At 72.7% G+C, this 26,600-nt stretch carries 25 protein-coding genes; 7 read left to right on the top strand and 18 right to left on the bottom strand.

Annotation, left to right across the window (positions count from 1 at the left end; translation table 11 throughout):
* Positions 1–50: 50 nt before the first annotated feature.
* The 3 genes from purD to SNR22_RS15555 all read right to left on the bottom strand — a co-directional run bounded on the left by purD (position 51) and on the right by SNR22_RS15555 (position 3,836).
* Positions 51–1,301: a phosphoribosylamine--glycine ligase gene (gene purD, locus SNR22_RS15565; RefSeq protein ID WP_320067288.1), complete on the bottom strand. Its 1,251-nt coding sequence runs from the start codon at positions 1,299–1,301 to the stop codon at positions 51–53.
* A 91-nt stretch (positions 1,302–1,392) separates the two neighbouring features.
* Positions 1,393–2,313, bottom strand: a complete 921-nt coding sequence (locus tag SNR22_RS15560; RefSeq protein ID WP_320067287.1) for a hypothetical protein — start codon at positions 2,311–2,313, stop codon at positions 1,393–1,395.
* 233 nt (positions 2,314–2,546) lie between these two features.
* Positions 2,547–3,836 carry an adenylosuccinate synthase gene (locus SNR22_RS15555; protein WP_320067286.1) on the bottom strand — a complete coding sequence of 430 codons (1,290 nt, stop codon included), beginning with the start codon at positions 3,834–3,836 and terminating at the stop codon, positions 2,547–2,549.
* A gap of 121 nt (positions 3,837–3,957) precedes the next feature.
* Here SNR22_RS15555 and SNR22_RS15550 point away from each other — a divergent pair, with 121 nt between their 5' ends.
* Both SNR22_RS15550 and SNR22_RS15545 read left to right on the top strand, forming a co-directional pair.
* Positions 3,958–4,968: a hypothetical protein gene (locus SNR22_RS15550; RefSeq protein ID WP_320067285.1), complete on the top strand. Its 1,011-nt coding sequence runs from the start codon at positions 3,958–3,960 to the stop codon at positions 4,966–4,968.
* Between the two features lie 1,032 nt (positions 4,969–6,000).
* Complete coding sequence (locus SNR22_RS15545; RefSeq protein ID WP_320067468.1) at positions 6,001–7,833, top strand: chromosome partitioning protein; 1,833 nt, start codon at positions 6,001–6,003, stop codon at positions 7,831–7,833.
* A 58-nt stretch (positions 7,834–7,891) separates the two neighbouring features.
* Here SNR22_RS15545 and SNR22_RS15540 read toward each other — a convergent pair whose 3' ends face one another.
* A complete protein-coding gene (locus tag SNR22_RS15540; protein WP_320067284.1) occupies positions 7,892–8,320 on the bottom strand; it encodes a DUF3151 domain-containing protein in 429 nt (142 codons plus the stop codon).
* Positions 8,321–8,600: 280 nt separating this feature from the next.
* Between SNR22_RS15540 and SNR22_RS15535 the strand changes: the two genes are divergently transcribed.
* Positions 8,601–9,809 (top strand): hypothetical protein, encoded by a 1,209-nt coding sequence (locus SNR22_RS15535; RefSeq protein ID WP_320067283.1) that lies wholly within the window; start codon positions 8,601–8,603, stop codon positions 9,807–9,809.
* A gap of 63 nt (positions 9,810–9,872) precedes the next feature.
* On the opposite strand, the gene fbaA is transcribed toward SNR22_RS15535, so the two are convergent.
* Together fbaA and SNR22_RS15525 are read right to left on the bottom strand one after the other, a co-directional pair.
* On the bottom strand, positions 9,873–10,895 hold the full coding sequence (gene fbaA, locus SNR22_RS15530; RefSeq protein WP_320067282.1) for a class II fructose-bisphosphate aldolase: 1,023 nt from the start codon (positions 10,893–10,895) through the stop codon (positions 9,873–9,875).
* A gap of 177 nt (positions 10,896–11,072) precedes the next feature.
* On the bottom strand, positions 11,073–11,456 hold the full coding sequence (locus SNR22_RS15525) for a phage holin family protein (protein WP_320067281.1): 384 nt from the start codon (positions 11,454–11,456) through the stop codon (positions 11,073–11,075).
* Between the two features lie 132 nt (positions 11,457–11,588).
* Here SNR22_RS15525 and SNR22_RS15520 point away from each other — a divergent pair, with 132 nt between their 5' ends.
* Entirely contained in the window at positions 11,589–11,801 is a 213-nt protein-coding gene (locus tag SNR22_RS15520; protein WP_320067280.1) for a hypothetical protein, read from the top strand.
* A 42-nt stretch (positions 11,802–11,843) separates the two neighbouring features.
* On the opposite strand, the gene SNR22_RS15515 is transcribed toward SNR22_RS15520, so the two are convergent.
* Together SNR22_RS15515 and SNR22_RS15510 are read right to left on the bottom strand one after the other, a co-directional pair.
* Complete coding sequence (locus SNR22_RS15515) at positions 11,844–12,911, bottom strand: LCP family protein (RefSeq protein WP_320067279.1); 1,068 nt, start codon at positions 12,909–12,911, stop codon at positions 11,844–11,846.
* Positions 12,908–13,390, bottom strand: coding sequence for a SigE family RNA polymerase sigma factor (locus SNR22_RS15510; protein ID WP_320067278.1), 483 nt, complete (start codon positions 13,388–13,390; stop codon positions 12,908–12,910). Before SNR22_RS15510 ends, SNR22_RS15515 begins: the two co-directional genes overlap by 4 nt.
* 411 nt (positions 13,391–13,801) lie before the next feature.
* Between SNR22_RS15510 and SNR22_RS15505 the strand changes: the two genes are divergently transcribed.
* The 3 genes from SNR22_RS15505 (at position 13,802) to SNR22_RS15495 (ending at position 18,802) form a co-directional block, all read left to right on the top strand.
* The gene (locus SNR22_RS15505) at positions 13,802–15,286 is read left to right on the top strand and encodes a 3' terminal RNA ribose 2'-O-methyltransferase Hen1 (RefSeq protein ID WP_320067277.1); all 1,485 of its coding nucleotides are present in this window, start codon (positions 13,802–13,804) and stop codon (positions 15,284–15,286) included.
* On the top strand, positions 15,283–17,805 hold the full coding sequence (locus tag SNR22_RS15500) for a polynucleotide kinase-phosphatase (RefSeq protein WP_320067276.1): 2,523 nt from the start codon (positions 15,283–15,285) through the stop codon (positions 17,803–17,805). Before SNR22_RS15505 ends, SNR22_RS15500 begins: the two co-directional genes overlap by 4 nt.
* Before the next feature lie 97 nt (positions 17,806–17,902).
* Positions 17,903–18,802, top strand: coding sequence for a DedA family protein (locus SNR22_RS15495; protein WP_320067275.1), 900 nt, complete (start codon positions 17,903–17,905; stop codon positions 18,800–18,802).
* Positions 18,803–19,008: 206 nt separating this feature from the next.
* On the opposite strand, the gene SNR22_RS15490 is transcribed toward SNR22_RS15495, so the two are convergent.
* From SNR22_RS15490 to SNR22_RS15445, 10 genes are all read right to left on the bottom strand, one after another.
* Positions 19,009–19,386, bottom strand: a complete 378-nt coding sequence (locus tag SNR22_RS15490) for a metalloregulator ArsR/SmtB family transcription factor (protein WP_320067274.1) — start codon at positions 19,384–19,386, stop codon at positions 19,009–19,011.
* Positions 19,387–19,443: 57 nt separating this feature from the next.
* Positions 19,444–19,983: an orotate phosphoribosyltransferase gene (pyrE, locus tag SNR22_RS15485; protein ID WP_320067273.1), complete on the bottom strand. Its 540-nt coding sequence runs from the start codon at positions 19,981–19,983 to the stop codon at positions 19,444–19,446.
* Between the two features lie 169 nt (positions 19,984–20,152).
* Positions 20,153–20,974, bottom strand: a complete 822-nt coding sequence (locus SNR22_RS15480) for an SDR family NAD(P)-dependent oxidoreductase (protein WP_413775643.1) — start codon at positions 20,972–20,974, stop codon at positions 20,153–20,155.
* Positions 20,971–21,594, bottom strand: a complete 624-nt coding sequence (locus SNR22_RS15475) for a hypothetical protein (protein WP_320067271.1) — start codon at positions 21,592–21,594, stop codon at positions 20,971–20,973. Before SNR22_RS15475 ends, SNR22_RS15480 begins: the two co-directional genes overlap by 4 nt.
* A 129-nt stretch (positions 21,595–21,723) precedes the next feature.
* Complete coding sequence (locus tag SNR22_RS15470) at positions 21,724–22,668, bottom strand: hypothetical protein (RefSeq protein ID WP_320067270.1); 945 nt, start codon at positions 22,666–22,668, stop codon at positions 21,724–21,726.
* 116 nt (positions 22,669–22,784) lie between these two features.
* Complete coding sequence (locus tag SNR22_RS15465) at positions 22,785–24,377, bottom strand: polyamine aminopropyltransferase (RefSeq protein WP_320067269.1); 1,593 nt, start codon at positions 24,375–24,377, stop codon at positions 22,785–22,787.
* Positions 24,374–25,150, bottom strand: coding sequence for a hypothetical protein (locus tag SNR22_RS15460; protein ID WP_320067268.1), 777 nt, complete (start codon positions 25,148–25,150; stop codon positions 24,374–24,376). The genes SNR22_RS15465 and SNR22_RS15460 overlap by 4 nt, the downstream gene beginning before the upstream one ends.
* Positions 25,150–25,572: a DUF350 domain-containing protein gene (locus SNR22_RS15455; protein ID WP_320067267.1), complete on the bottom strand. Its 423-nt coding sequence runs from the start codon at positions 25,570–25,572 to the stop codon at positions 25,150–25,152. The genes SNR22_RS15460 and SNR22_RS15455 overlap by 1 nt, the downstream gene beginning before the upstream one ends.
* Before the next feature lie 34 nt (positions 25,573–25,606).
* On the bottom strand, positions 25,607–26,038 hold the full coding sequence (locus tag SNR22_RS15450; protein ID WP_320067266.1) for a DUF4247 domain-containing protein: 432 nt from the start codon (positions 26,036–26,038) through the stop codon (positions 25,607–25,609).
* Positions 26,035–26,598: a DUF2617 family protein gene (locus tag SNR22_RS15445; protein WP_320067265.1), complete on the bottom strand. Its 564-nt coding sequence runs from the start codon at positions 26,596–26,598 to the stop codon at positions 26,035–26,037. The genes SNR22_RS15450 and SNR22_RS15445 overlap by 4 nt, the downstream gene beginning before the upstream one ends.
* Positions 26,599–26,600: the final 2 nt, after the last annotated feature.

The following is a 26,600-nucleotide window of genomic DNA, read 5'->3' as shown; positions in this document are numbered from 1 at the left end:
CCCCTCACCTCACCTGTCAAACGGAGGTGCGATGGGCGGGGGTTGCCTGCTCAGCGGGGAATTGTGATCCGGCCGTCGACCGCCGCGGCGGCAATGTCGGTGCGATGGTGGGAACCGGCCAGCTCTATGCCGTCGACCAGCGCGTACGCGGCATCCCGGGCGGCGGCCAGGGTGGGGCCGGTGGCCGTACCGCAGAGGACCCGGCCGCCCGCGGAGAGCAACGCGCCGTCGGCGGCCCGGCGGGCGGTGCCCGCGTGGATCACGCCCGGGCGATCGGCGCCGGTGATCACGTCGTCGGTGCGCGGGGCCCCCGGGTAGTTGTCGGCGGCCACGACCACGGTCACCGCCGCGCCGTCGCGCCAGCGCAGCGGCGGGTGGTCGGCCAGGGTGCCGGTGGCGGCAGCGTGCAGCAGGCCACCGAGCGGTGTCTCCAGCAGGGCGAGCACGACCTGGGTCTCCGGGTCGCCGAAACGGGCGTTGAACTCGATCACCCGAGGGCCGGCGGCGGTGATCGCCAGGCCGACGTAGAGCAACCCGGCGAACGGGGTGCCCCGGCGGCGCATCTCGGCCAGGGTGGGGTGGACGACGTCGGCCATCACCTCGTCGACCAGGCCGGGCGGGGCCCAGGGCAGCGGCGCGTACGCCCCCATGCCGCCGGTGTTCGGACCGGAGTCGCCGTCGCCGACCCGCTTGAAATCCTGCGCTGGCAGCAGCGGCACCGCCGCCTCACCGTCGGTGACCACGAAGAGGGAGACCTCGGGACCGGACAGGTACTCCTCGACGACGACCCGCCCACACACCTGTGCGTGTCGTAGCGCGGCAGCCCGGTCGTCGGTCACCACGACGCCCTTGCCGGCGGCCAGCCCGTCGTTCTTCACCACGTACGGCGGGCCGAACTCGTCCAGCGCGGCGGCCGTGGCCGCCTCGTCGGTGCAGGTGTACGCCCGGGCCGTGGGCACGCCGGCGGCGGTCATCACGTCCTTGGCGAACGTCTTCGAGCCCTCCAGCCAGGCGGCCTCGGCGGACGGCCCGAACGCGGCGATGCCCTTCGCCCGCACGGCGTCGGCGACCCCGGCGACCAGCGGCGCCTCCGGCCCGATCACCACCAGGTCCGCCCCGGTTTCCACGGCCAACGCGGCCACGGCGGCAGGGTCGGCGGGATCCACCGCCCGCAACTCGGCCACCCCGGCAATCCCCGGATTACCCGGCGCCCCGATCAAAACCTCAACGGCCGAATCCGCGGCAAGCCCAAGGGCGAGCGCATGCTCCCGCCCCCCACCACCCAAAAGAAGTACCCGCACGCGAAGGAACTCTACCCACCCCCCACCCCCACCTTGTTGATCATGAAGTTATTAACAACGACACGCCGCGCCGGTGGCAATAACTTCATGATCACAGGCGATGGGCGGGCCAGAGGGCCTGGCGGACCGTCCAGGGGATGTAATCGGGGCTCAGGGTGTCCGACCAGGTGAAACGCAGGATTCGCCAGCCCGCGTTGATCAGCCGGTTCTGGCGGCGGCGGTCGGCGTGGACCGCCTGCGGCCCCCCGTGGGGCCCGCGCCCGTCGGCCTCGGCGATCAGGCGCGCGGCCCGCCAGCCGAGGTCACCAATGCCGAGCAGATAGCCGTCGGCGTCCCGGACCTCCAACTGGAGGACGTCGGGTGGCACGCCGCCGTCGGCGCAGCGCAGCCTCGCCCGGGTCTCCAACGGCGACTGCGCCCGGCCGTCCGACTCCTCGAGATGCCGGCGCGCTGCCACCGCACCCCGCTTGCCCCTGATCATGGACGGCACCAGGCGTAACTCCTCGGCCCCCACGAGCCCTCGGTTCAGGGCGGAGTCCAGCAGGGAGACGGCGACGTAGCGGTCCGCACGGAGCATGAGGTCGGAGATGGTACGCAACGGCCCGGTCGTCGTGATCCCACCGACCAACCCGAGCTGATTCGGCGCGATCACCAACTGATGAACGACGACCTCGGGATGAGCGGCCCGGGCCGGCCTGGCAATCGGCCCGGGAACGGACAGGTGAATCTCGTCGGTGCGAGGCAGGCCGGCGATCCGATGAAGCTCGGCGGCGGTCCCGAGTACGGCGACAGCGGCCGGACCGAAGGACGCCATCGCAGCCCTGATCTGGGCCGCCCGGGGGACACCGTCGTACAGGTCGGCGTCCACGAGATAGCCGCCCCGCGCGATCGCCCGCCACCGCCCCGACCGGCACAACCGCTGGACCTCGTGCGTCGTGAAACCGGCGGCGCGGGCCTGTGCCAGCGTCACCACCCCGTCCCGCGCCCCCGCGACCCGTCGCACAACCTCCATCGCATCCACGCCGACCACATTCCCGGCCCACGCCGGCCAGCGAAACCCCCTGTGGAAAACCCACCCCAACCTGTGGAAAACCCCAGCCCCACCCCGCCTCGCCTGGTTGTTGATCATGAAGTTATTGCCAATAACGCGCCGAACTGCGGGCAATAACTTCATGATCGACGAGGTGGGTGGGGGGTGGGGTGGGGGTGGGTGGGTGGGTGGGTGGCGGGGTGGGGTGGGGGTGGTTAGGGGAGGAGGGGGTGGCGGGTTACGTTTTCCTCGCGGCCGGGGCCTACGCCTACCACGCTGACGCGGGTGCCGCAGAGTTCCTCGATGCGGGCGATGTAGCGTCTCGCGTTCTCCGGGAGCTCGGCCTCGGTCCTCGCCTTGGTGATGTCCTCCCACCAGCCGTCGTGCTCTTCGTAGATCGGCGTGGCGTGGTGAAATTCGGTCTGGGTCATCGGCATGTCGTCGAAGCGCTCGCCGTTGATCTCGTACCCGACGCAGAGCGGCACCTTGGGCAGGCCGGTGAGCACGTCCAGCTTGGTGATCACCAGGTCGGTGACGCCGTTGAGGCGGCAGGCGTACCGGGCGACGACCGCGTCGAACCAACCGCACCGGCGCTCCCGGCCGGTCGTGGTGCCGTACTCGTGGCCGACCTTGCGCAGGTGCTGGCCGTTTTCGTCGAACAGTTCGGTCGGGAACGGGCCGGAGCCGACCCGGGTGGTGTACGCCTTACTGACCGCGATCACCTTGTTGATCGCCGTCGGCGGGATGCCGGCCCCCACGCACGCCCCGCCCGCCGTCGGGTTCGACGACGTCACGAAGGGGTACGTGCCGTGGTCCATGTCGAGCATGGTGGCCTGGGCACCCTCCAGCAGGACCGTCTCGCCCCGATCCAGGGCGTCCCACAGCATCACCCGGGTCTCGGCGATGTACGGCTTGAGCCGCTCGGCGTATGCCAGGTACTCCTCGACGGTCGCGTCGACGTCGATCGCCTTGCGGTTGTACACCTTGAACAGGATCTGGTTCTTCTCGCGCAGCGCGAGTTCCAGCTTCTTACGCAGGATGCCCGGATCGAGCAGGTCCTGCAGCCGGATGCCCATCCGGGCGACCTTGTCCCCGTACGCGGGACCGATGCCCCGGCCGGTGGTGCCGATCCGCGAACTGCCGAGGTACCGCTCCACCACCAGATCGAGGGCCCGGTGGTGCGGCATGATCAGGTGCGCGTCGCCGGAGATCCTCAGCCGGGACACGTCCACCCCTCGTTCGGCGAGGCCGTCGATCTCGGTCAACAGAACCTTCGGGTCGACCACCACACCGTTGCCGATGATGATCATCGCGCTCGGTGAGAGCGCACCGGACGGCATCAGGTGTAGGGCGTACTTCTGCCCGTCGGGGGTGATCACGGTGTGGCCGGCGTTGTTGCCGCCGGAGTAGCGCACGACGTAGTCGACCCGCTCACCCAGCAGGTCGGTAACCTTGCCCTTGCCTTCGTCGCCCCACTGAGCGCCGAGGAGCACGATCGCTGGCATCTTTTCCGCCTCCAGAAGGCTCGGGTGCCAGGTGGCGACCGGTCGGCGAGCCCGGGGTGTCAGGCTAACAAGAGGTCATGGCGGGACCAGCAGGGGTTCGCCGAAGTCAGGAGGCTCCTTCGTGTACGACGTGGTGCTGCTCACCCTCGGCTCCGGGGGGGACGCTCCCGGCGAGGGCTGCGGCAGTGGCGGCGCCTGCTGCGGCGGCGCGACCGGGTCCGACACCGGATCGGCCCCGAAGAAGCCCGACGAACGCTGCGACACCCCCCGGGTGCCGGTGCTGGCCTGCACGGACGCGCTGATCGCCCGGGGCGCCCGGGTGGAGATGGTCACCGCCCGCTCGGACGCGGAGATCGACGAGGTGCTGGCCCGACTCGACGGCCCACCCCGCCCCGATGGGCTCACCTGGCCCGACCCCGACTCGAAGACCCGGCTGGTCGTGGCCACGGCCAACGACGGGCAGTTGCGCGCCGTCGTGCGCCGCCTTGTCCGGCGGTACGCCCCACCGCCCAGCCGCCGCCCCACCGACCTGCCCGCCAACCGCACGGTGCCGGACCTGCCTACGGTGGGCGTACTCCCGCTCGATCCGGCCCGGGGCGGCGGGCAGCGCGACTTGGCCACGCAGCTCGGGCTGCCGCGCGACCCGGCGGCCGTAGCCGCCGCGATCCTGGACGGCACCCCCCGGCGGCTCGATCTGCTGCGCAACGACGGCGGCTCGGTGACGCTGGACGGCGCGCTGATCGGCGCCGCTGACGACGCCGGCCGGCCGTTGCACTGGCGGGGCCGGGTCGAGGTCGACGACGCCGTGCTCTCGACCGGCGACGAACCCCTGCTGGCCTGCGCCATCGGCAACGCGGGCGGGTACGCCCGGCTCGACGGGCTGCCCCTGCTCACTGCCGGAGACCCGACGGACGGCGTGGTCGAGGTGGCGGTGGCCGTTCCCGTGGTGACCCGCTCGGCGTTGGGCAGGAAGCGGGTGCGGTTCGAGGTACGCCGGGCGCGGGGACGCGCGGTGGCCGTCATCCCGCGCGACGAGCGGGTGCCCTACCTCGACGACGGGGTCGAGGGGGAGCTGAGCCGGAAGCGGTCCTGGTGGACCGAGCCGGGGGCCTGGGCGGTCTGGACGGCCTGACGTACGTCTGCGGCCGTCCGCCGGACGACACGCCCGGCCCGAGGCAAGACCACGTGCCGGTACGGCCACCGGGCCGGATGATGTAACCGACGCGCCGGCGGTGTCCGGGGGAAGCTCCTCCGGAGACACGGGCCGGGGCCTGCGGAGATTGGCGTCGATGGTCGGCGGCTCGGCCTCGGGGCCTATCCTCGGCAGGAGGAATGGGGGGGAACCGTCGTGGACGACAACGCCGACCGGGTCCACGTACCCGGCCAGCAACCGGCTACGGAGCGGGACATCGAGCCGCTCTGGCCGCCGGACCCGACCGATCCCGGGCCGGCCGGCTCCGGCCCGACATGGGCTGCGGGTGCGCCCCACCAGCCGATACCTCCGCAGGAGACATCCCTGCCACCGGCCCCCGGGCCGGGGCTGGGCGTCCAGAGCGCGTACCCGTCGTTGACCGCTTCGCCGGCCCCGCTACCGGGGTCGTGGCAGCAGGACACCTATCCGCCCGCCGACGGGCACCCCGCGGCCGGACCGAATGGCGCCTACCCTGCCGCCGCCGGCCCACCCAACGGGTACCCCGAGGCCGGGCGGCAAGGCGCTCATCCTGCCGCCGTCGGGCAGCAGGGCGGACCGGCCGGGGTCGACCAGGGGCACGACCGGAGCGCGCCGGGGCCCGACGGGTGGGCCGCGGCCGGGACGGGCGGGTGGACGCCGGACGGACCGGACGGGTGGGCACCCGACGGGTGGGCACCGAACGGGTGGGCACCGGTGCCGTCGGAGACGGCGTGGACGCCGCAGTCCGTGGGCGGCGCGCCGAATCCCCGGGCCGGGCAACAGCCGTCCGCGCCAGTAGATCTACACCTGCCCTTCACCCTGGACCAGGCCACCACCGCGCACCCGGCCCCGACCTCGCAGCCGGCCCCGACCGGCCGGTCGGTGGACCCAGCCGGGCCGACCCCGCAGCCGACACCCCCAACGACAGCCCCGCCGGCGGCAGTCCCACCGGTGGTCGGGCCGGCCTCCCCTCAGCCGACCGCCCCGAACGCGATGGTCGGACCGACAACGGTGACCGGCCCGAACCCGGTGACCGGCCCGACAACGGGCGGCGGCCCGACAACGGGCGGCGGCCCGACAACGGGCGGCGAACCGGACTCGGGCGGGAGTCCCGCCGACGGCGGGCCGACCGCGTCCACCGGCCCGATCCCGGGCGGCGGGCTGGGCGCACCGGGGTCGGGTGACTCCGGGTCGCCGCACGGGCCCGAGCGGGCGGCCCGAAGCGGGGCGGCGGCAGGACTGGCCGGGAAGAGCACCCACGGGTGGAACGGAACGGACGGCGAAACGGTGCCGGAGTCGCACGGCGGGGCACGGGGGGCGGCCGAGTCCCCGTGGGCCCTGCCACCGCGGCGTCCCAGCGCGGGCGCGCCGGAGCCGGCCCCGCAGGCGGGCGGCCCGCCAGGCGGCATCGACGCGGGCAGACCGGAGCCGGAGGCCGGCCAGGGTGCCGCGCCCGGTCCGGCAGGCACCGCAGCGCACCCGCCGGGGCCGTTCCCGCCGGTGATGAACTCGCCCGGGTCGCTGCCGCCGACCCCCTACCCATCCGCCACCAGTGGCACGCCGGCAGACCCGTACCCCGCCGGGCCCCCGGCGGCTGAACCGCGTGCGCCCGGACCCTCGGCGGGGTGGGGACCGGGACCGCAGCCCGGCCCGGCAGCCCCGCCAGGCGCAACCTGGCCCGCACAGCCCGGCCCGGCAGCCCCGCCGGACACAACCTGGCCGGGGCAGCCCGGCCCGGGGCAGCCCGGCCCGGGGCAGCCGAGCTGGTACCCCCAGGGGTGGCCCCCGCCCGGCCAGCAGCCGGTTGCCCCGGCGACGCATCCGCCGTACCAGGAGGCGGACGGGGTGACCCGGGTACCGTCCGGGTACCCGGACACGGGCTGGACGTCCGACCTCGGTACCGCGCCGACCGCCGAGGACTTCGCCCGCCGCCGGCAGGTGCGCCCGGCCGACCCGGTGGCGACGATGGGCGTACGGGCCGTGGTGAACAAAACGGGGCTGATCAAGCTCCCGCCGGGGCGGCACGAGCAGGAGTTACGCCGCGACATCGAGATGGTGCGCCGCAACTTCGGCGGGCTGCGCCAGGTAACCGTGGTCAACCCGAAGGGTGGCGCGGGCAAGACCGTGGCAATCCTGCTGCTCGCCATGACCTTCGGCCAGAAGCGCGGCGGGTACGTGCTGGCCTGGGACAACAACGAGACCCAGGGCACCCTCGGGATGCGCGCCCAGCAGGACTTCCACTCCCGTACGGTGCGCGACATGCTGCGTGACCTGGGCCAGTTCCAGGGCGCCCACGGGCGGGTGGGTGACCTGTCGCAGTACGTCCGCTCGCAGGGCGAGGGCATGTTCGACGTGCTCGCCTCGGACGAGTCGGCCACCGGCGGCGAGATGCTCACCGCGTCGGCGTTCGCCGAGATCCGGGAGGTGGTCAGCCGGTTCTACAAGTTGATCTTCGTGGACACCGGCAACAACGTCCGGGCACAGAACTGGCAGGCCTCGATGGACGCCACCGATCAGCTCGTGGTGACCATGTCGGCGCGCAACGACTCGGCGGAGACGGCCGCACGGATGCTCGACCACCTGGAGCAGAGCGGCCGACACCGGCTGGTCCGGCAGGCGGTGACGGTGGTGTCCATGCCGCCGTCCCGCAAGGAGATCGACCTGCCGGCCATCCAGGAACACTTCGCGGCCCGGACCCGGGCGGTGCTGCTGGCGCCGTACGAGCGGTTGATCGACACCGGCGAGCCGATCCGGTACGGAGGGCTCTCCTCGGCCACCCGGGACGCCTGGCTGAAGATCGCCGCCTCGGTCGCCGAAGGGCTCTGAGCCGCTGCGCCGGCCGGCCCGACAGTAGTCGGACCGGCCGTCGCAGCGGCTCGGAAGATCAGGCGCTGGCCAGGGCGTCCCCGGCGGCCGGGTCGCAGTCACGCAGGAACTGGGCGCAGCGGGCCGCCTCGTCCGCCTCGCCGATCTCGCCAGCAGCCCGGGAAAGCACGTACAGGCAGCGCAGGAAGCCCTGGTTGGGCGCGTGCGACCAGGGCACCGGCCCGTGCCCCTTCCAGCCGCTGCGGCGCAACTGGTCGAGGCCCCGGTGGTAACCGGTCCGTGCGTACGCGTACGCCGGGACGACCTGACCGGCATCCAGGGCTCGGCTCGCGAGCATGCCCCAGCCGGCACTGTAGGTCGGGAAATGGGCCGCGACCTCGGCGTACGCCTCGTCGGTGCCGGCCTCGATGGCGGCAGCGAGCGTGGCGTCGGCCTCGTCGTGCGCCGGCAGGAGGGTGGCCGGCGGCTCAGGCAACAGGTTCTGCATCGTCCCATTCAACCCGCTTCGCTCAGCGCCGCGCGAGGGGGTCGGCAAACCGGGCTGGCCGAACGGTGGAGGCATTGGTCACGCCCGTGGCCACGGGGGCAGGACCCGCGGCCCATGCCGCCGGAAGACATCTTCCACTACAACTATTGGTCCGGAGCCTCCCCAGGAACCGGTTATGCAGGAGCCCGGTGGCCTCGCCACCGGGCTCCTGTCGTCCGGGGCCGTCCACCCCGGCCCCGGACGGGTTTGGCGGGTTGCTTCGGGCGGGCAGGATGAGCTGGTGCCGACTCCACCTCCTGCGGACGTCATCTCCCCGCACGACACCATCGCCACTGAAATCGAAACCCGAAGCGCCTTCGAACAGCGGTTGACCACCGGGACCCTGGCCGGACTGACCGTTCAGGGTCTGCGCCTCGACGTCGACCCGATCCCCGACCTCACCGGGACGGAGGTGACCGGCACCCTCTTCGTCGGCTGCCGCTTCGCCTCCCGCGAGGTCGGTGCGGACCTGGTCCGACGCGGCGCGAACGTGGTGCCGCCCTTTTCCGGGCTGCCGTACCCGACCCAACCGTCGCACCTCTACACCCCGGAGGAGCTGGCCGCAGGCTTCGCCGAGGGCGGCTTCGCGACCATGTACGACAGCCGGGTGTACGCGCACTTCCGGGCGCACGGCGGCGCACTGCCGGACGTCAAGGAGGCGCTCGGCCAGCGGCTGCACGACCACGGTGTGGACAATGCGCTCGTCGACGCCACCCGCGCCTGGCTGGCCGAACACGGCCCACAGTCGGTGGTGGGCGTGATGGGCGGGCACGCTGTGCGGCGGGGCAGCGCGCCGTACCGGATGGCGGCGGTGCTGGGCTGGGAGCTGGCCCGGGCCGACCGGCTGGTGGTGACCGGCGGCGGCCCCGGTGTGATGGAGGCGGCCAACCTGGGCGCGTACCTGTCGACCCGGTCGGCCGAGGAGTTGACCGCGGCGATCGACCTGCTCGCGACCGCACCGGACTTCACCGACCACGAGCGCTACACGGCCGTCGCGCTGGAGGTCCGCAGCCGGTACGGGGTGCCGTCGGCCGTGCCCACGCAGCGCGGTGCCGACCCGGGCTGGGCGCGCGCCGGCGGGCTGGCCATCCCCACCTGGCTGTACGGCCACGAGCCGGCGAACCTCTTCGCCGGGCGGATCGCCAAGTACTTCTCGAACGCCATCCGGGAGGACACCATCCTGCGGCTGGCCCGGGGCGGCATCGTGTTCGCACCCGGGCGGGCCGGCACGGTGCAGGAGGTCTTCCAGGCGGCGACGAAGACCTACTACGGCACGGACGGCGCCAGTGGCGCGTACGTCTTCCTGGACCGGGCCTACTGGACGACCGAGCTGCCGGTCGAGGCGCTGCTGCGCCCGCTGCTCTCCGCCTCGCCGTTCGGAGACCTCTCCGCGACGGTGCACCTGACCGACGACGTGCGGGAGGCGGTCCGGGTGCTGACCGCCGGCTGACCCCCTGGAGACGACGACGGCCGGCCCCTCCCGGGGTGCCGGCCGTCGTTCACGCAGCGGGTGTTACTTCATCTTCGTGCCGGTGGAGCGCAGGTGCTCGCAGGCCTCGACGACGCGGGCGGAGAGCCCCGCCTCGGCGAGCTTGCCCCAGGCGCGCGGGTCGTACAGCTTCTTGTTGCCGACCTCGCCGTCGACCTTCAGCACGCCGTCGTAGTTGCGGAGCATGTGATCGGCGACCGGCCGGGTGAAGGCGTACTGGGTGTCGGTGTCGATGTTCATCTTCACCACGCCGTAGTCCAGCGCCTCGCGGATCTCCTCCAGCAGGGAGCCGGAGCCACCGTGGAAGACCAGGCTGAGCGGCTTGTCCTTGCTGTACTTGGCGCCGACCGCCTGCTGGATCTGGTTGAGGATCTCCGGGCGGAGCTTGACGTTGCCCGGCTTGTAGACGCCGTGCACGTTGCCGAAGGTCAGCGCCGCCATGTAGCGGCCCTTCTCACCCAGGCCGAGGGCCTCGACCATGGCCAGGCCATCATCGACGGTGGTGTAGAGCTTGTCGTTGATGGCGTTCTCGACGCCATCCTCCTCGCCGCCGACGACGCCGACCTCGATCTCCAGGACGATCTTGGCCTCGGCGGCCCGGTCCAGCAGCTCGGACGCGATCTGCAGGTTCTCCGCCACCGGCACGGCCGAGCCGTCCCACATGTGCGACTGGAACAGCGGATCCTGGCCGGCGGCGACCCGCTCCTTGGAGATCTGCATCAGGGGCCGGACGAACTTGTCCAGCTTGTCCTTCGGGCAGTGGTCGGTGTGCAGGGCAATGTTGACCGGGTACTTCTTGGCGACCTCTTGGGCGAACGCGGCGAACGCCACCGCACCGGTGACCATGTCCTTCACGGACGGGCCGGAGAGGTACTCCGCGCCGCCGGTGGAGACCTGGATGATGCCGTCACTCTCGGCGTCGGCGAAGCCCTTCAGCGCCGCGTTCAGCGTCTGCGAGGAGGTCACGTTGATCGCGGGGTACGCGTACCGGCCCGCCTTGGCGCGGTCCAGCATCTCCGCGTAGGCCTCGGGGGAAGCGATGGGCATATCGAAACGCTCCTTACTTACCGCTGTCGGCCGTACTGGCCGCTGTCTTCCGTGGTGCGCCGGACCGCACTGTCCTCCGTCGGAAGTATCCCGTAAGAGGCGACCACGGGCGCAACCGACCCTTGACCCGCCCGGCCTCGGGCCGCTGACCGGAGCGTCGCGCGCCCCACCGCCGCATCACCGGCCCTCCCACCGGTCCGGCACGGCGATGCTGATCAGCCAGCTCACCACCGCCATCACGATGGCGCCCCAGAAGGCGGCCCAGAAGCCGTCCACCCGGAACGGCAGGTCCGCCTGGCGGGCGATCCAGTCGGTCAGCATGAACAGCAGCGCGTTGACCACCAGCGCGAACAGCCCCAGGGTCAGCAGGTAGAAGACGCAGCCCACCACCTTGATCACCGGCTTGAGCACGGCGTTGACCACGCCGAAGATCAGCGCCACCACCACCAGAGTGAGCGCGGTGTTGCCGCCGTACTGGCCGCCCACCTCGACGCCGGGCACGATCAGGGTGGTGAGCCACAACGCGATCGCGGTGATCGCCAACCGAATCAGAAAGCCCACGGCCCCATCCTGGCACCGCCGGCCGGGACCGGAGGGGCGATTCCGTCGACTCGGCTTCTCCCCGCCTTCGGGCGGGCACCCCGGTCAGCCCGTACGGTGTGGGTAGTTCTCCACCGTGATCAGGGAGGGACGATGACTCAGCCCGACGAGGACTTCGCTCCGAGCGACCACCTCGCTCCGGAGGAGCGGGACCCGGAGGCGCCCCCTGCCGACGTCGTGGAGCAGGCCACCTCGACCGATCCGGCCGACGGCGAGGCGGAGCCGAGCCGGGGCCTGGAGGTCGACGACTGGGACGCCATCGAGCAGGCCCGGGTGGTCGCGCCCGACGAGGACGACTACCGCTGAGCCCGTTCCGCCGGGCGGCGGGTGGGTGTCCACCGCCCGGCGTCAGCGCGGGCCGGTGACCCGCTCGGGGTACGCCGCGACCCACGCCGCGAGGCGGTCCTCGCGCAGCGCGGCGAGCAACTCCGGGGCGGCGGCCGGGTCCGGCTCGTAGCGGTGGGCCGAGGCGTCGACCAGCACGGCCGGCAGGTTGAGGCCGACCACCTCGGCGGACCTCAACCGGGGCACGAGGGCCAGCAGGTCGAGCAGCGAGCCGCTCGCCGAGTTGAGGGTGAGGTGCGGGCCGATGTCGGCGGCCAGCCGGGACAGCCGCACCGGGTCGTGCAGAACGCCCCGCTCGTCAACCCGACGCACCAGGGCGGCGGCGAATCGCTGGGCGTTGCGGTCCCGGTCCAGACCGTCGTCGGCAAGGGTGCGCCGCTGCCGGAGCAGGTCCACCGAGGCGGTGCCGTCCAGGTGCTGGCAGCCAGCCGGGTACGTCCGGCTGGTCTGGATCGAGCGCACCTCGGTCGGCAGGCAGAGCTCCACCCCGCCCACCGCGTCGGTGACCTTCCGCAGCACGGGATAGGTCAGCACCGCGCCCGCGTCGACGCGTACCCCGGTCAACCGGACCACGACCTGCGAGGTGAGGTGGTAGCCCGCGCCGAGGTCGGGCTGTCGCCCCTCCCCGCGGCTCCCGAAGGCGAAGGCGGCGTTGATCTTGTCGCTGCCGTGGCCGGGGACCGCCACCTTCAGATCGCGCGGAATCGAGAGCAGGTAGAGCCGGCTGCGGTCGGCCGGCACGTGCACCAGCAGGATCGAGTCGGCCATCGGGGGCTGCGGTCCGCTGGAGTCCACGCCGAGAAGCAGCAGGTTCATCCCCCCGGAGGGTCCCCCACCGGTCGGGTCGCCGACGAGTTCGGCCTGCCCCGGGGCCTGCGCCGAGGTGACGACCTGAGCCGAGCCGAGCCCAGTGACCGCCAGCAGGGCCAGGGTCGCCCCGCCGAGCGCGGTGCGCCGCCGCCGACGGCGACGGACGGCGGCGAGCCGGTCGATGGCGGCCCGCAGCGGGCCGGTCGCCGGGGTCAGCGGTTCGTGCCGGGCGAACGCGGCACGCAGGTCGTCCTCGATCATGAGCAGGCCTCCACGTATTCGGCCCGGAGCGTGGCCAGGGCGCGAGAGATGGACGAACGGACGGTGCCGACCGCGCAGCCGAGGATCTCGGCGATCTCCGCGTCGGGCAGGTCCTCGTAGTAGCGCAGCACCAGGGTGGCGCGCTGCCGCCGCGGCAGGCGGCTCAGCCAGGTCCAGACCTGGTCCCGATCCACCGCGGTCTGCGCGTGGTCGGTGGAGACCGGAACGTCGTCGGTCTCGGCGCGCAGCAGCACCCGGCGCACCCACGAGCCGCGTCGCCAGTCGACGTACTGGTTGGTGAGCATCCGGCGCACGTACCGCTCCGGGGAGTCGGCCCGCGCCACCCGCCGCCAGTTCAACTGGGCCCGCACCATGGTCTCCTGCACCAGGTCCTGCGCCTGGTGCGGGTCGCCGGTCAGCATGATCGCGTACCGCAGCAGGGCGGTCAGCCGCGAATCGGCGAACTCCTCGTACGTCACTGCACCTCCCGGTGTCCTGCCCTGATGACGGGATCCGGACCGCTGAACGTTGCGGTAGACGGGTTCAGCCTTTCGGCTCGATCGGTCGAAGGCCGACCGAAAGGGACACCAGTGGTCTTCGAGAAGTCCCTAGGATCAGCACCACCGCCGTCGGGGTTCCCCGACAACTGCTCGTTGCGACTGGGCACCCGTACGTACCTGTGCCGCTCGGGCATGCTCGGCCTGCTGCTCGTCGCCGGCACCGGCGGCTACCTGGTGACCAGGCGCCGGCGGGCCCGGTTCGTCGCCTGACCGACCCCGCATCACCGGCGCCCCGTCGAGCCCGCCCCGGGCCGGCGGAGCGCCGTCGTGGACGACGGGTCGGACATAAACGGGACGACGCAAGATCGGAAGCCCTGACACCATAGGCGCGTGCTGCTCACCCTGACCACCACCCACCGGCCGGCGACCGACCTCGGGTACCTGCTGGTCAAGCACCCCGACCGGGTGCACTCCTTCGAGCTGCCCGTCGGTGCCGCACACGTGGTCTACCCCGAGGCGAGCGAGCAGCGATGCACCGTCGCCCTGCTGGTCGACGTGGACCCGCTGCGGCTGGCCGGCGGGCGCGGCAAAGGCCGGGGCCGCAGCCAGCCGGCCGCCCCGGACACCTTCACCCTCGGCCAGTACGTCAACGACCGGCCGTACGCCGCGTCCAGCCTGCTCTCCTCCGCGCTGGCCAAGGTGTTCCGGTCCGCCCTGCGCGGCGAGTCCCGGGACCGGCCCGAGCTGGCCGCCGCCGCGATCCCGCTGGAGGTGCGGGTGCCGGTGCTTCGTTGCCGGGGCGGGGCCGACCTGGCCGACCGGATGTTCGCCCCGCTGGGCTGGGCGGTGACGGCCACCCCGATCCCGCTCGACGAGGCGTACCCGCAGTGGGGCGACAGCTGGTACGTCGACCTGACGCTGACCGGCACGCTGCGACTCGCCGACGCCCTGAACCACCTGTACGTGCTGCTGCCGGTGCTCGACGACGCGAAGCACTACTGGGTGGCCCCCGACGAGATCGACAAACTGCTCCGGGCGGGGGCTGGCTGGCTGGCCGGGCACCCGGAGCGGTCCACCATCACCCGCCGCTACCTCGCCCACCGCCGCGCCCTGGCCGGGGAGGCCCTGACCCGGCTCGCCGAGCAGCGGCTGGCCGACGAGCCGCCCGTCGACAGCGTGGCCGAGTCCGACGGCGAGGAGACCCCGAGCCGGCCGTCGCTGGCGGCGCGCCGCCGGGAGGCGGTGCTCGCCGCCCTCGCCGCGAGCGGGGCGACCCGGGTGCTCGACCTCGGCTGCGGTCCCGGCGCGCTGCTCTCTGCCCTGGTCGGCGACCGCCGGTACACGGAGATCGTCGGCACCGATGTGTCCGCCCGGGCACTGACGTTGGCCGAGCGCCGGCTGCGGCTGGACCGGCTGCCGGAGCGGCAGCGGGACCGGATCCGGCTGTGGCAGTCCGCGCTGACCTATCGGGACGACCGGCTGCGCGGATATGACGCGGCGGTGCTCATGGAGGTCGTCGAGCACGTCGACCCGCCGCGCCTACCGGCGCTGGAGGACGCCGTGTTCGGCCACGCCCGGCCGGGCACCGTCGTGGTGACCACGCCGAACGTCGAGCACAACGTCCGCTACGAGGGGCTGACACCGGGCCGGTTCCGGCACCCGGACCACCGCTTCGAGTGGACCCGGGCCGAGTTCGCCGCCTGGGTCGACCGGGTCGCCGCCACGCATGGCTACACCGCGACGATCGACGGAATCGGCGACGACGACCCGGAGGTCGGCCCGCCCACCCAGCTCGCCGTGTTCCGCACCGCTGAAACGACGAAGACCGACGAGACAACGAAGACCGACGAGACGACGAAGGAGGAGACCCGATGATCGACATTCCCGAGCTGGCCCTGGTGGCGCTGGTCGGCGTCTCCGGTTCCGGCAAGTCCACCTTCGCCCGGCGGCACTTCGCCCCGAGCCAGGTGCTCTCCTCCGACGCCTTCCGGGCGCTGGTCGCCGACGACGAGAACGACCAGTCGGCGTCGACGGACGCGTTCAACGCGCTGCACCACGTCGCCGGCCTCCGGCTTCGGCGCGGCCGGCTCACCGTCGTGGACGCCACGAACCTCCAGCCGCACGCCCGCGCCGGGTTGGTCCGGGTGGCCCGGGAACACGACGTGCTGCCGGTCGCGATCGCGCTGGACGTGCCGGAGGCCATCGCCTGGGAACGCACGCAGGCCCGCGCCGACCGCGCCTTCGGCCGGCCGGTGCTGTCCCGGATGCAACGGGACCTGCGCCGGTCGTACGGGCTGCTCGCCCGGGAGGGCTTCCGCAGGGTGCACGTGCTGCGGGGCGTCGAGGAGATCGACGCGGCGGAGATCCGGTACGAAAAGCTGTTCAACGACCGGCGGGAGCTGACCGGGCCGTTCGACATCGTCGGCGACATCCACGGCTGCCGCGAGGAACTGGAGGCGCTGCTGCTCCGGCTGGACTACGGCCTGCGCCGCGACGACGCGGGCCGCTCGGTGGACGCGGCGCACCCGGCTGGTCGTACCGCTGTCTTCGTGGGTGACCTGGTGGACCGCGGCCCGGACTCCCCCGGGGTGCTGCGCCTGGTGATGGGCATGGTGGCGGCCGGCCACGCGATCTGCGTGCCGGGCAACCACGAGCAGAAGCTGTTGCGCAAGCTGCGCGGCCGGGACGTGCGGCTCACCCACGGCCTGGCCGAGACGATGGCCCAGTTGGAGGCGGAGCCGGCGGAGTTCGTCGCGGAGGTCGCGGCGTTCATCGACGGCCTGGTCAGCCACTTCGTGTTCGACGGCGGTCGGCTGGTGGTCGCGCACGCCGGGCTGAAGGAGGAGTACCACGGCCGCGCGTCGGGCCGGGTGCGGTCGTTCGCGCTGTACGGGGAGACGACCGGCGAGACCGACGAGTACGGCCTGCCGGTGCGCTACCCGTGGGCGCGCGACTACCGGGGCTCGGCCATGGTCGTGTACGGGCACACGCCCACCCCGGTGCCGGAGTGGGTGAACAACACGATCTGCGTCGACACCGGCTGCGTGTTCGGCGGGAAGCTGACCGCACTGCGGTACCCGGAGAAGGAGTTGGTCTCCGTCGACGCGGTGCGGGAGTGGTACGCGCCGGCCCGCCCGCTGGTAGCGCCCGCCCCGGCCCGCCCCGACACGGTGCTGGACCTGCGCGACGTCGCCGGCCGCCGGCACATCGAGCACGCGTACGGGACGCTGACCGTGCCGGCGGAGAACGCCGCCGCCGCGTTGGAGGTGATGAGCCGGTTCGCGGTCGACCCGCACTGGCTGACCTGGCTGCCGCCGACGATGGCGCCCTGCTCGACGTCGACCGTCGAGGGGTTCCTGGAGCACCCGGCGCAGGCGTTCGCCGACTTCCGGTCGGCCGGCGTCGACCGGGTGGTCTGCGAGGAGAAGCACATGGGCTCGCGGGCCGTGGTGCTGGTCTGCCGCGACCCGGACGGCGGCCCGTTCGGGCCGGGCGGCGGGGTGGTGCACACCCGCACCGGCCGCCCGTTCTTCGGCCACCCGTCAGACGGCGAGCTGCTGGACCGGGTCCGGGCGGCAGTGACCGCGGCGGAACTCTGGGCGGAGTTGGACACCGACTGGCTGCTGCTGGACTGCGAGTTGCTGCCCTGGTCGGCGAAGGCCGACGGGCTGATCCGGGAGCAGTACGCGAGCGTGGGTGCGGCCGGCCGGGCCGTCCTGCCGGCGGTGCTGGCCACCCTGGACGCGGCGGTCGGGCGGGGTCTGCCGGTCGACGGGCTGCGGGAACGGATGGCTGCCCGCCGGGCGGAGGTGGAGGCGTACTCGGCGGCGTACCGGGCGTACGTGGGGCCGACCGACGGGCTGCGCGGGGTGACCCTCGCGCCGTTCGCGGTGCTCGCCTCGGCGGGGGCCAGCCACGCCGACCGGGACCACGGCTGGCACCTCGACCTGGCTGACCGGCTCTGCGCCGCTGACCCGGAGTTCTTCACCGCCACCCGGCGGCGGGTCGTCGACCTGGCCGACGTCACGGCCAAGACCGACGCCACCGACTGGTGGCTGGCGCTGACCGCCGACGGCGGTGAGGGCATGGTGGTGAAGCCGTACGGAGGGCCGGCCGCACGTTCGCCGCGCGGCTCGCTGCTCCAGCCAGGGATCAAGTGTCGGGGCCGGGAGTACCTGCGGATCATCTACGGCCCGGGGTACACCGAGTCGGAGCAGCTCGCCGCGCTGCGCCGGCGGTCCTTGGGCCGCAAGCGGGGGCTGGCACTGCGCGAGCACGCGCTCGGCCTGGCCGCCCTGGACGCGCTGGCTGCGGACGCCCCGCTCTGGCGCCGTCACCAGTTGGTCTTCGCGATCCTGGCGTGCGAGTCCGAGCCGGTCGACCCCCGCCTGTGACGGTCGCCGAAAGGCCGACCGGGGGCGCGGCCCGGCACCGCCCCGGGTGGATCGGGGCGGTCCCGGGCCGGTGCGGCACCGGGGTTCGGTAGCCTGTGTGGCCGTGGACACAGCAGAGAAGGCACGGGCGGTCTCCGAGACCGTCGCCCTGAATCCGCTCGATCCGAAGGATCTGCTGCAGACCTTCGGGCTGATCGGCGTCTGGGTGATCTTGTTTGCCGAGACGGGCCTGCTCGTCGGCTTCTTCTTCCCGGGCGACTCGCTGCTGTTCCTGGCCGGCGTCGCCTCGTCGCCGGTCGCGGACGCGATCTTCGGCGACGGTACCCGGCTCTCCCTGGTCGGGCTCCTGATCGGCGGGCCGATCTGCGCGATCGGCGGCGCCCAGCTCGGGCACTGGCTCGGCTCGCGGTACGGCCGGCGGATGTTCGAGCGCCCCAACTCCCGGCTGTTCAAGCGGGAGTACGTGGAGAAGGCGGAGTACTACTTCCAGAAGTTCGGCCCGGCCAAGGCCGTGGTGCTGGCCCGGTTCATCCCGATCGTCCGCACGTTCCTCAACCCGGTGGCCGGGGCGCTCGGCATGCCGGCCAAGCAGTTCCTGCTCTGGAACATCGTCGGCGCGGTCCTCTGGGTGGACGGCATCCTGCTGATCGGGTACCTGCTCGCCGAGCAGATCTACAACGCGATCGGCGACAAGATCGACCGGTACATCCTGCCGGTGGTCGCGCTGATCATCCTGATCTCGGTGCTGCCGATCTTCTTCGAGTTCCTCCGCGACCGACGTGCCCGTAAGCGTGGCGAGGTGATGACCGCGGTGGCGGCGGCCAGCGCCGTCGGCGCGGTGGAGGCCGTCCGGGACGCCATCGAGCACCACCGTCACCCCCATGACCACGACCGGACGCCGCAGCAGCCGTACGGGCAGCAGCAGGCGTCGCAACACCCGCAGCAGCAGCCGTCGCACGGTGGCGGGCAGTGGCCGGAGCAGGGCCAGGGCCGCTGACGGCGAGGGCCGCCAATACGTACGCCGATGGCCGGTCCCGCAGCACGGGACCGGCCATCGGAAAAGGCCGTGACGAATCGACGGCGGACGAATCACCGAGGCAACTGCCGATGACGCGGACAAGCGTCACCGTCCGGTGGTGGCGCCACCCCTGATACGCCACCCGATGCCAACCCGTAAACGGGACGGCCCGGAACAGAACCTCGTCAGCGAGCCTTCTTGGTGGCCCGCTTACGCGGCGGGGTGAGCAGATCCGCGATCGTTGCGATCGCGGCCGGCACCAGCCGGTAGTACGCCCAGACACCGCGCTTCTCCCGCTCCAGCAAGCCGGCCTCGGTGAGGATACGCAGGTGGTGGCTGACCGTCGGCTGGGAGAGGCCGAGCGGTGCGGTCAAATCGCACACGCACGCCTCACCCTCGGGCGCCGATTGGATCAGGCTGAGCAGCCGCAGCCGAGCGGGGTCCGCGAGGGCCTTGAGGACCCCCGCAAGCCGCTCGGCGTCGGCACGTTCGATCGGCTCGCCGGCAAGCGGCGAGATCTGAGGCATGGTCATATCAGCCAACGCAGTTCCCACGAATTCCATCCTTCCACCAGCAGCATCGATCCGCCTGCATATCAGCAGATCCGAATCGGCAAACTTTTAGGCCACAAGGCCGAGGTCAGCCAACGTATAGGCCGCCCGATACGACAGTCCGGCGGCTCGCACCGCGTCGCCAGCGCCACGATCAACAATAACCGCCACACCCACTACTTCGGCCCCTGCCTCGCGCAGTGCTTCCACCGCAGTCAGCACGCTGCCACCGGTCGTGGACGTATCCTCGACCGCCAGCACCCGTCGTCCGGCAACGTCCGGCCCCTCGATGCGACGTTGCAGACCATGAGCCTTACCCGCTTTGCGGACGACGAAAGCATCGAGCGAGCGATCGGTCGTCGACGCGGCGTGCAACATGGAGAGGGCGACGGGGTCGGCGCCCAGGGTCAGGCCGCCGACAGCGTCGTACTCCCAGTCGGAGGTCAAGTCGAGCAGCACTCGACCGACCAGAGGTGCGGCCTGGTGATGGAGCGTGACACGTCGCAGATCGACGTACCAGTCCGCCTCCCGGCCCGAGGAGAGCACCACCCGCCCGTGGACCACAGCCAGGTCAGTGATGAATTTACGCAGGTCGTCGTGGTCCCCCATGCCGATAGAGGTTACTGCGCAACTCTGGGAGCCGTGTGCGCGGCCCACCCCGGTCAGCCCTGCGGGCGACCGATGGTTGGCGATGTTCGGCTACTCTGTGCGATCGTCGCCGCCATGCCGGGCCGGAGAAACTCCCCGCCGCCGCCACTGGCGGACGCTGGGCCGCAGGTCAGCCGAGGCGGGGCTCGTCGCGGCCGCGGGTGTCCCGGGCGAACCGGCGCAGCAGGCCCCGGGGCGCGTGCCGGACTGCGGCGACGGCCAGCCTGTAGCGCCGTGACGGAACGCTCACGGAACGACCTTTCCGCAGGTCACGTAGGGCTTCGTCGACCACCTGCTCGACCCGCAGCCACATCAGGCGGGGGGTGCCGGACATGTCGATGCCGAGCCGCTCGTGGGCACCGGTGCGGGTGTAGCCGGGACACAGGGCCATGACCTGCACCCCGCGGGGGCGGGTGGTCAGGTCCACGGACTCGCTGAACGCCGTGACCCATGCCTTGCTCGCCGGGTAGGTCGAACCCGGCATCACCGGGCCGAAGCCCGCAACCGAAGAGACATTTATCACTGCCCCATGAGCCCGGTCGGTCATCGGCCCGACGGCGGCGAGGGTCAACCGCAGCACGGCGTGCACGTTCAGCCGCAGCAGGCGGGACTCGTCGGAGACCGAGGAACGTAGGAAGGGCTGGTTGAGGCTGATCCCGGCGTTGTTGACCAGCAGCTCGACGGGGCTGCCCGCGGTCAGCCGGCGCTCCACGGCGGCGCAACCGTCGTCGGTGGATAGATCCGCCGGGACGACCTCGACCGGGTGGCCGTACCGGCCCGTCAGCTCGGCGGCGACCGCCGCCAGCCGGGCGGCGTCGCGGGCCACCAGCACGAGGGCCCAGCCGTCGGCGGCCAGCCGTCGGGCGAACTCCGCGCCGATCCCGGCGGTCGCGCCGGTGACCAGCGCACGGCGCTCGACGGGGGCCTGCTCTGCGGTCACGGGTGTCCTCATCGGGGTGGGTACGGGGGCACGGCTGACGCGGGGCGGGGCGGGGCCGGCGGGCGACGGGGCCGGCGGAACCACCCGTTGGCGGCCGGCAGGGCCAGCAACGCGGTTACCACAAGGTAACCGAGCAACTGGCCGACGGAAAGGGCTGCGTTGACCGGAATCCACCAGGACGGGTAGGCGTCGCCGACCAGGCCGAGCAGTTCGGCGGCGGGCCGGTCGTTCTGGGGCAGCCGCAGCGGCACGGCCCGCTGGCCGACCAGCACCACGAGCCCGCAGCAGCCGAGGACCAGACCCAGTCCGGCAACCACCCACGTCGCCACCCGGGCCCCGCTCCGGCCGGCCAGCAGGCCGAACGCCAGGCCGACCAGCACGACGCCGACCAGCACGGTCAGCACCGCCGACAGCCCCACCGCGACCCGCAGCAGGGTGACCAGGTCGGCGACCTCCCCGGGGTCGGTGGTGCTGCCGGCCGCCGCTGCCCGGAACCGGTCGACGGTGCCGCCGAGGGTGACCAGGCCGGCGACCGCGTAGGCCAGCGCACCGACTGCCATCAACACCAGCACCGCCGCCGCCAGCCCCACCGTCACGGGGCGACGAGCCGGCACCTCATCGGGGTACGACACGACAGATCCCTCCGGTAGGCGTCCGGTTGGAACCTACTCGGAGGGATCGTCGATGTCGCCGTTATCGGGTGTGCCCCGCGCCGGCGTCGTCCATCGATCGGCCGGCGCGTCGGCGCCCCGGTGCGGTGCTCAGTTCGTCGAGCCCGAATCCGACGACGAGGAGCCGCCTGAATCGCCGCCCGAGGAGCCGCCTGAATCGCCGCCGCCGCCGGTGGACGGCCCGGGGTCCGCCGACTGCCCCGGCCCCGACTGGCCCGGCGGGTCGTACGACGAACCCGGGGTGGGCTGGTCCGGGTAGGGGGTCGACTGGTCCGGTGCGGACGAGCCGGGGGTCGCGTGCGGGGCAGCCGGGTGGCCGGGCTGGCCGCTGCCGTGCGGGTACCCCGGGTCCTGCGGGTATCCCGGCTGCTGCGGGTATCCCGCTTGCTGCGGGTAGCCCGGGTTCTGCGGGTAGCCCGGGTTCTGCGGGTAGGCGGCACCCGGGACCGGGGGCTCCCAGCCCTGCTGCGGCTTGCGGAAGAACGCGTTCGCCGCCGGCAGGGCCAGCAGGATCAGCGCGGCCAGCAGGGCGAGCGCCGCGACGACGGTGAGCAGGGTGCTGACCGGGTTCAGCCAGGAGGGCAACTCCTCCTCCAGCCGGCGCTGGAGCTCCTCGGGGCTGGGCCCGTCCGTGGTGGTCCCGCCCGTGCCGACCAAGCCGCCGGCAAGGCTGCTGAGCAGGTTGCCGCCGCTGCAACAGAGCAGGATTCCGCCGAGCACCCAGGTGGTGATCCGGGCACCGTTACGGCCCCGGTTGTTCAGGAAGGCCAGCACCACCAGGCCGAGGGCGAACAGCATCACGAGAACGGCCCCGCCGATGCCGACCGCGAAGGTGAAGCCCGCCATTGCATCGGCCATCTCGGCGTCGGTGCCGGCGTACGCGTCCCGCAGCACGTCGCGGGTGGTGCCGATGGTGGCCAGCGTCAGGATCAACTGGATCACCTGGACTGCGGCAACGAGCATCAGCAGGTAGCTGGAGGCGGTAACGACGGCCGGACGTGTCCGGGCCGGTGGTGGGCTGTGAGGGTTGACCACGATGGTCCCTTCCCTAGGTCGGGGCCCACACCGTATCCAGTACGGGCCAGGCGGGCACGTCAGGTGGCGTGAGGGCGCGCCGGGCGAGGCCCGGCGTACCGGCCCGCCGCCGGTGCTCAGTAGCCGCGCCACTCGGCGCGGGCGTACTCCAGCACCCGGGGCTGCAACAGGGTGGAGGCGGGGACCTCGAGGCGGCCCCGGTCGGCGGGGAAGTTCCCGGCCGACGCAAGCGTCCCGGCGCTCAGGAAGCGCAGCGGGGGCGCGGTGGCGGGCAGCGCCAGCGGGGGCGGGGCGGCCCCGGACGCGGCGAGCAGGAACCCCCAGTCGCCGAAGCTGGGCACGTCCACGTGGTACGGCGTAGTGGCGAAGCCGGCCTCCCGCACCGACGCCTCGATCGACCAGTACGACCGGGGCGCGAAGTACGGCGAGCCGGCCTGCACCACCAGCCGACCGCTGTCGGCGAGCACCGACCGGACCAGCGCGTAGAACTCGACGGTGTAGAGCTTGGCGGTGGCCGTCTCGTCCGGGTCGGGCAAATCGGCGACCACCACGTCGAACCGCTCGGCGGCGGTACGCAGCCAACCGAACGCGTCGACGTTGACCACCCGCACCCGGGGGTCGGCGAACGCGTCGCCGTTGAGCAGGCGCAGTTGCGGCTCGCTTCGCGCCAGCCTCACCACCGCCGGGTCGAGGTCGACCACGGTCACCCGCCGCACGTCGGGGTAGCGCAGGATCTCCCGCACCGCGAGCCCGTCCCCGGCGCCGAGCACCAGCACCTCACCGCGCGGGCCGTTCAGCGCCGGATGCACCAGCGCCTCGTGGTAGCGGTACTCGTCGACGGAGCTGAACTGGAGGTCACCGTTGAGGAACAGCCGCAGGTCGGTGTCGGCGTGGCCGACCTCCCGCACCGAGCGGGTCAGCACGATCTCCTGGTAGCGGCTGCGCTCCGCGTGCACCACCGGGTCCCGGTAGAGCTGCTGGCGGGCGGTCACCTCGAAGTCTCCGACGGTGATCCACGCGTACCCGAGGCAGAGCGCGACCACGACGGAGCCGGCGGCCACCACGGCCCGCGCCCGGCGGCCCAGGTCGGCGCGGAACACCGTGCAGACCAACGCAACGCCGGCCACCGCGTTCACCGCGCCGACCACCAGCGCACCCCTGAGCTGGCCGAATACCGGCATCAGCAGGAACGGGAAGGCGAGCCCGCCGAGCAGCGCCCCGACGTAGTCGGCGGCGAACAGGTCGGCCACCGCGCTGCCGGCCGCCTGCTCCCGGATGCGTTGCAGCATGACCATCAGCAGCGGGATCTCCGCGCCGATCAGCAGCCCGAGCACGAACGCGGTGCCGACCAGCGCCGGACCGTACAGGTCCAGCCAGGCGAAGGCGGCATAGAGGCCGAGCACCGACAGGCCACCGAGCAGGGCGAGGAGCAGCTCGACCACGGCGAACGCGGCGGCGGCCCAGGGCTGCAACGGCTTGGCGGCGAGCGCGCCGACGCCCATCGCGAAGACCATCACCCCGAGCACGATCGACGTCTGCCCGACGGTGTCGCCGATCAGGTAGCTGCCGAGCGCGACCAGGGCCAGCTCGTACACCAGCCCGCAGGCGGCGCAGACGAAGACCGCGACCAGCACCGCCGTGCGGGCCAGCCGCCGGCGCGGCGGGGCGGCCTGGCCGTCGTCGACCGCCGGCGGCGCCTCGGTGGTCACGACTTCCCCTGGGAACGCCCGGCGAAGGCCGCCCGCTGCCGGCCGCGCTGCACGAAGCCGACGGTGAAGAACAGCCCGGCGACCAGCAGCAGCCCGGCGAGGGCGAGCAGCCAGCCCCAGCGATCCCGCCAGAAGTCGCTGCCGGCGTCGGGAAGCGGGGCTACCTGGGCGGCCGGGTCGACGCTCGGCGGGGCGACCGGTGGGGCCACGCCGGCCTCGGCGACCAGCAGCGGCAGGGCCACGGCGGCCCGGCAGACCGCCCAGCCGGGGTCGTCGACGAAGACGTCGGAGTCCAGCCCGAACCGTTGCAGGCCGTTCTCCACCGCGTACAGGTCGGCGCGGTCGATGTCGGCCGAGCCCGCCACGTCGACGGTCGCGCTGTCGTTGCTCTCGCTGCTTTCCGAGGTGTAGCTCACCTCGGCCCGCACCTCCACCCAACGCGGGCAGCGCGGGTTGTCGCTCACCGCCACCCCGTCGCCGAGGTTCGACCCGACGTTCAGCATGCTGCCGTAGTACGCCCCCAGCCGCCAGCCGTAGCAGATGCCCTGGCTGGCGGCGGCCTGCGCGAGGATCGGCACGGTGCCGGCCCGGTCGTCGGCCGTCGGCGGGGGCACATCGGTGCTGTTCGAGTCGCTGTTGGCCACCCCGATCCCGATGCAGCCGGCGACCACCACGAGGGTCACCAGCCCGACGATCCAGCCGCCGGCCGTGGAGAGCTGCTTCGTCGCCGGCTGCCCCGGCCGTCCGCCAACCGGATGTTTACCGGAGGCCATCAGATGATGGCGGCGGCGATGATCGAGCCGGTGGCGAGGTGCACCACGGCCGACACCCAGACCGCGGGGTGCGGCTCCGGGTCGACCAACAGCTCACCCAGCCTGCCCGGCGTCACCGCGTCGAGCAGCACGAACGCGGCGGCCATGATGACCAGGCCGACGATCCCGTACGCCGTCGCACCGACCAGGCCGATGACGAAGTCGTCCTCGCTGGCCACGATGGCCGCTACCACGATGATGCCGACGCCGAGCAGGTTGGAGGAGAGCAGCAGCGCGGCGTTGCGGTTGCGCTCGGTCCAGATCAGTTCGTGAAGCTTGCCGGGGGTGGCCACGTCGACCAGCCCGTAGCCGACGCCCATCAGGACGACGCCGACCACGCCGTAGGCGAGGGTGACCAGCAAATCGATGACGAGGTTCTGCACAAAAGGCTCCAGGTTGAGGGGGTCGGTCGTCGGGCTACTTGCCGGCGCCGGGGCCGCCACCCCGGACGGTGCTGCCGCGTCCCCAGCCCCAGTACGACCCGACGGTCGAGTGGTAGCGGGGGTAGGCGGTGGTCATGCGTTCGAGCAGGATCACCGAGCCTGCGGCAATCGGCAGGATCACCACCGAATCGTCGTCGTAGCGCAGGTAGACGCCGCTGCCATCGACGTACTCGTCGGCCGGCTTCCACGCGTCGGTCAGGTCGTCGGCGACCTGGCTCGGCGGCTTCGACGAGGTGTACGCGACCGCGTTCCCGCCGATGTCCCGGCTGGCCGTCCGGGTGTACTTGTCTTCCACGTAGCCGCGCGGAGAGAAGTTGCCGAAGAAGATCGCGAAGGCGGCGACCAGCGCGCCGATCACGGCTACCGCCGCACCCACCACGAACCAGGGCCGGTACGTCTTCTTCACAGGGCCACCTCCGCTCGCGACTGCGGGGCTCGCAAACCCGGCTCACTCCTCACGCTCACAGTTGCCACCACCGTCTCGGTCAGGACCAGTTCGCTGGTCTGGGGGTAGGCGTGCCAGGTGCGCCAGGCAACCGTCCCGGCCGGCGGATCCGACCGAACCGCGAGGGCGGTCACCGCGTCCACGTCGCCGGGGAAGACCCCGACGAGGGCGTACGGGTCGCCGGCCAGCGCGGCGCGGAGCGCGGCGACGCGGTCGCTGAGCTCCGTTCCCGTCGGCCGCAGCACCGTGGCGGTGAACCGGTAGCCGTTCGCCTCGTCCAGCCGTGTGGCGGGCAGTTCGGGCTGGCGGCCGGGCAGGCAGGCCACGGTCTCGGTCAGCTCGGTGCCCGCCGCGCGGAGCACCACCTGGTGGGAGGCGCCGAGCAGCCGTAGCCGCAGCCGGACGCCGGTGGGCAGTTCGAGGTCGAGCACGTGCAGCGCGGGGCGTTCCGCGTCACCGAGGGCGAGGCTGAGGTCGGCGGCGCTGGTGTCGACGTACGGGGTGTCGAGGGTGACCAGCACGG

This window comes from Micromonospora sp. RTGN7, assembly GCF_033804645.1.
Taxonomy (GTDB): Bacteria; Actinomycetota; Actinomycetes; order Mycobacteriales; family Micromonosporaceae; genus Micromonospora.
This window is presented reverse-complemented; position numbering and strand designations above follow the sequence as displayed.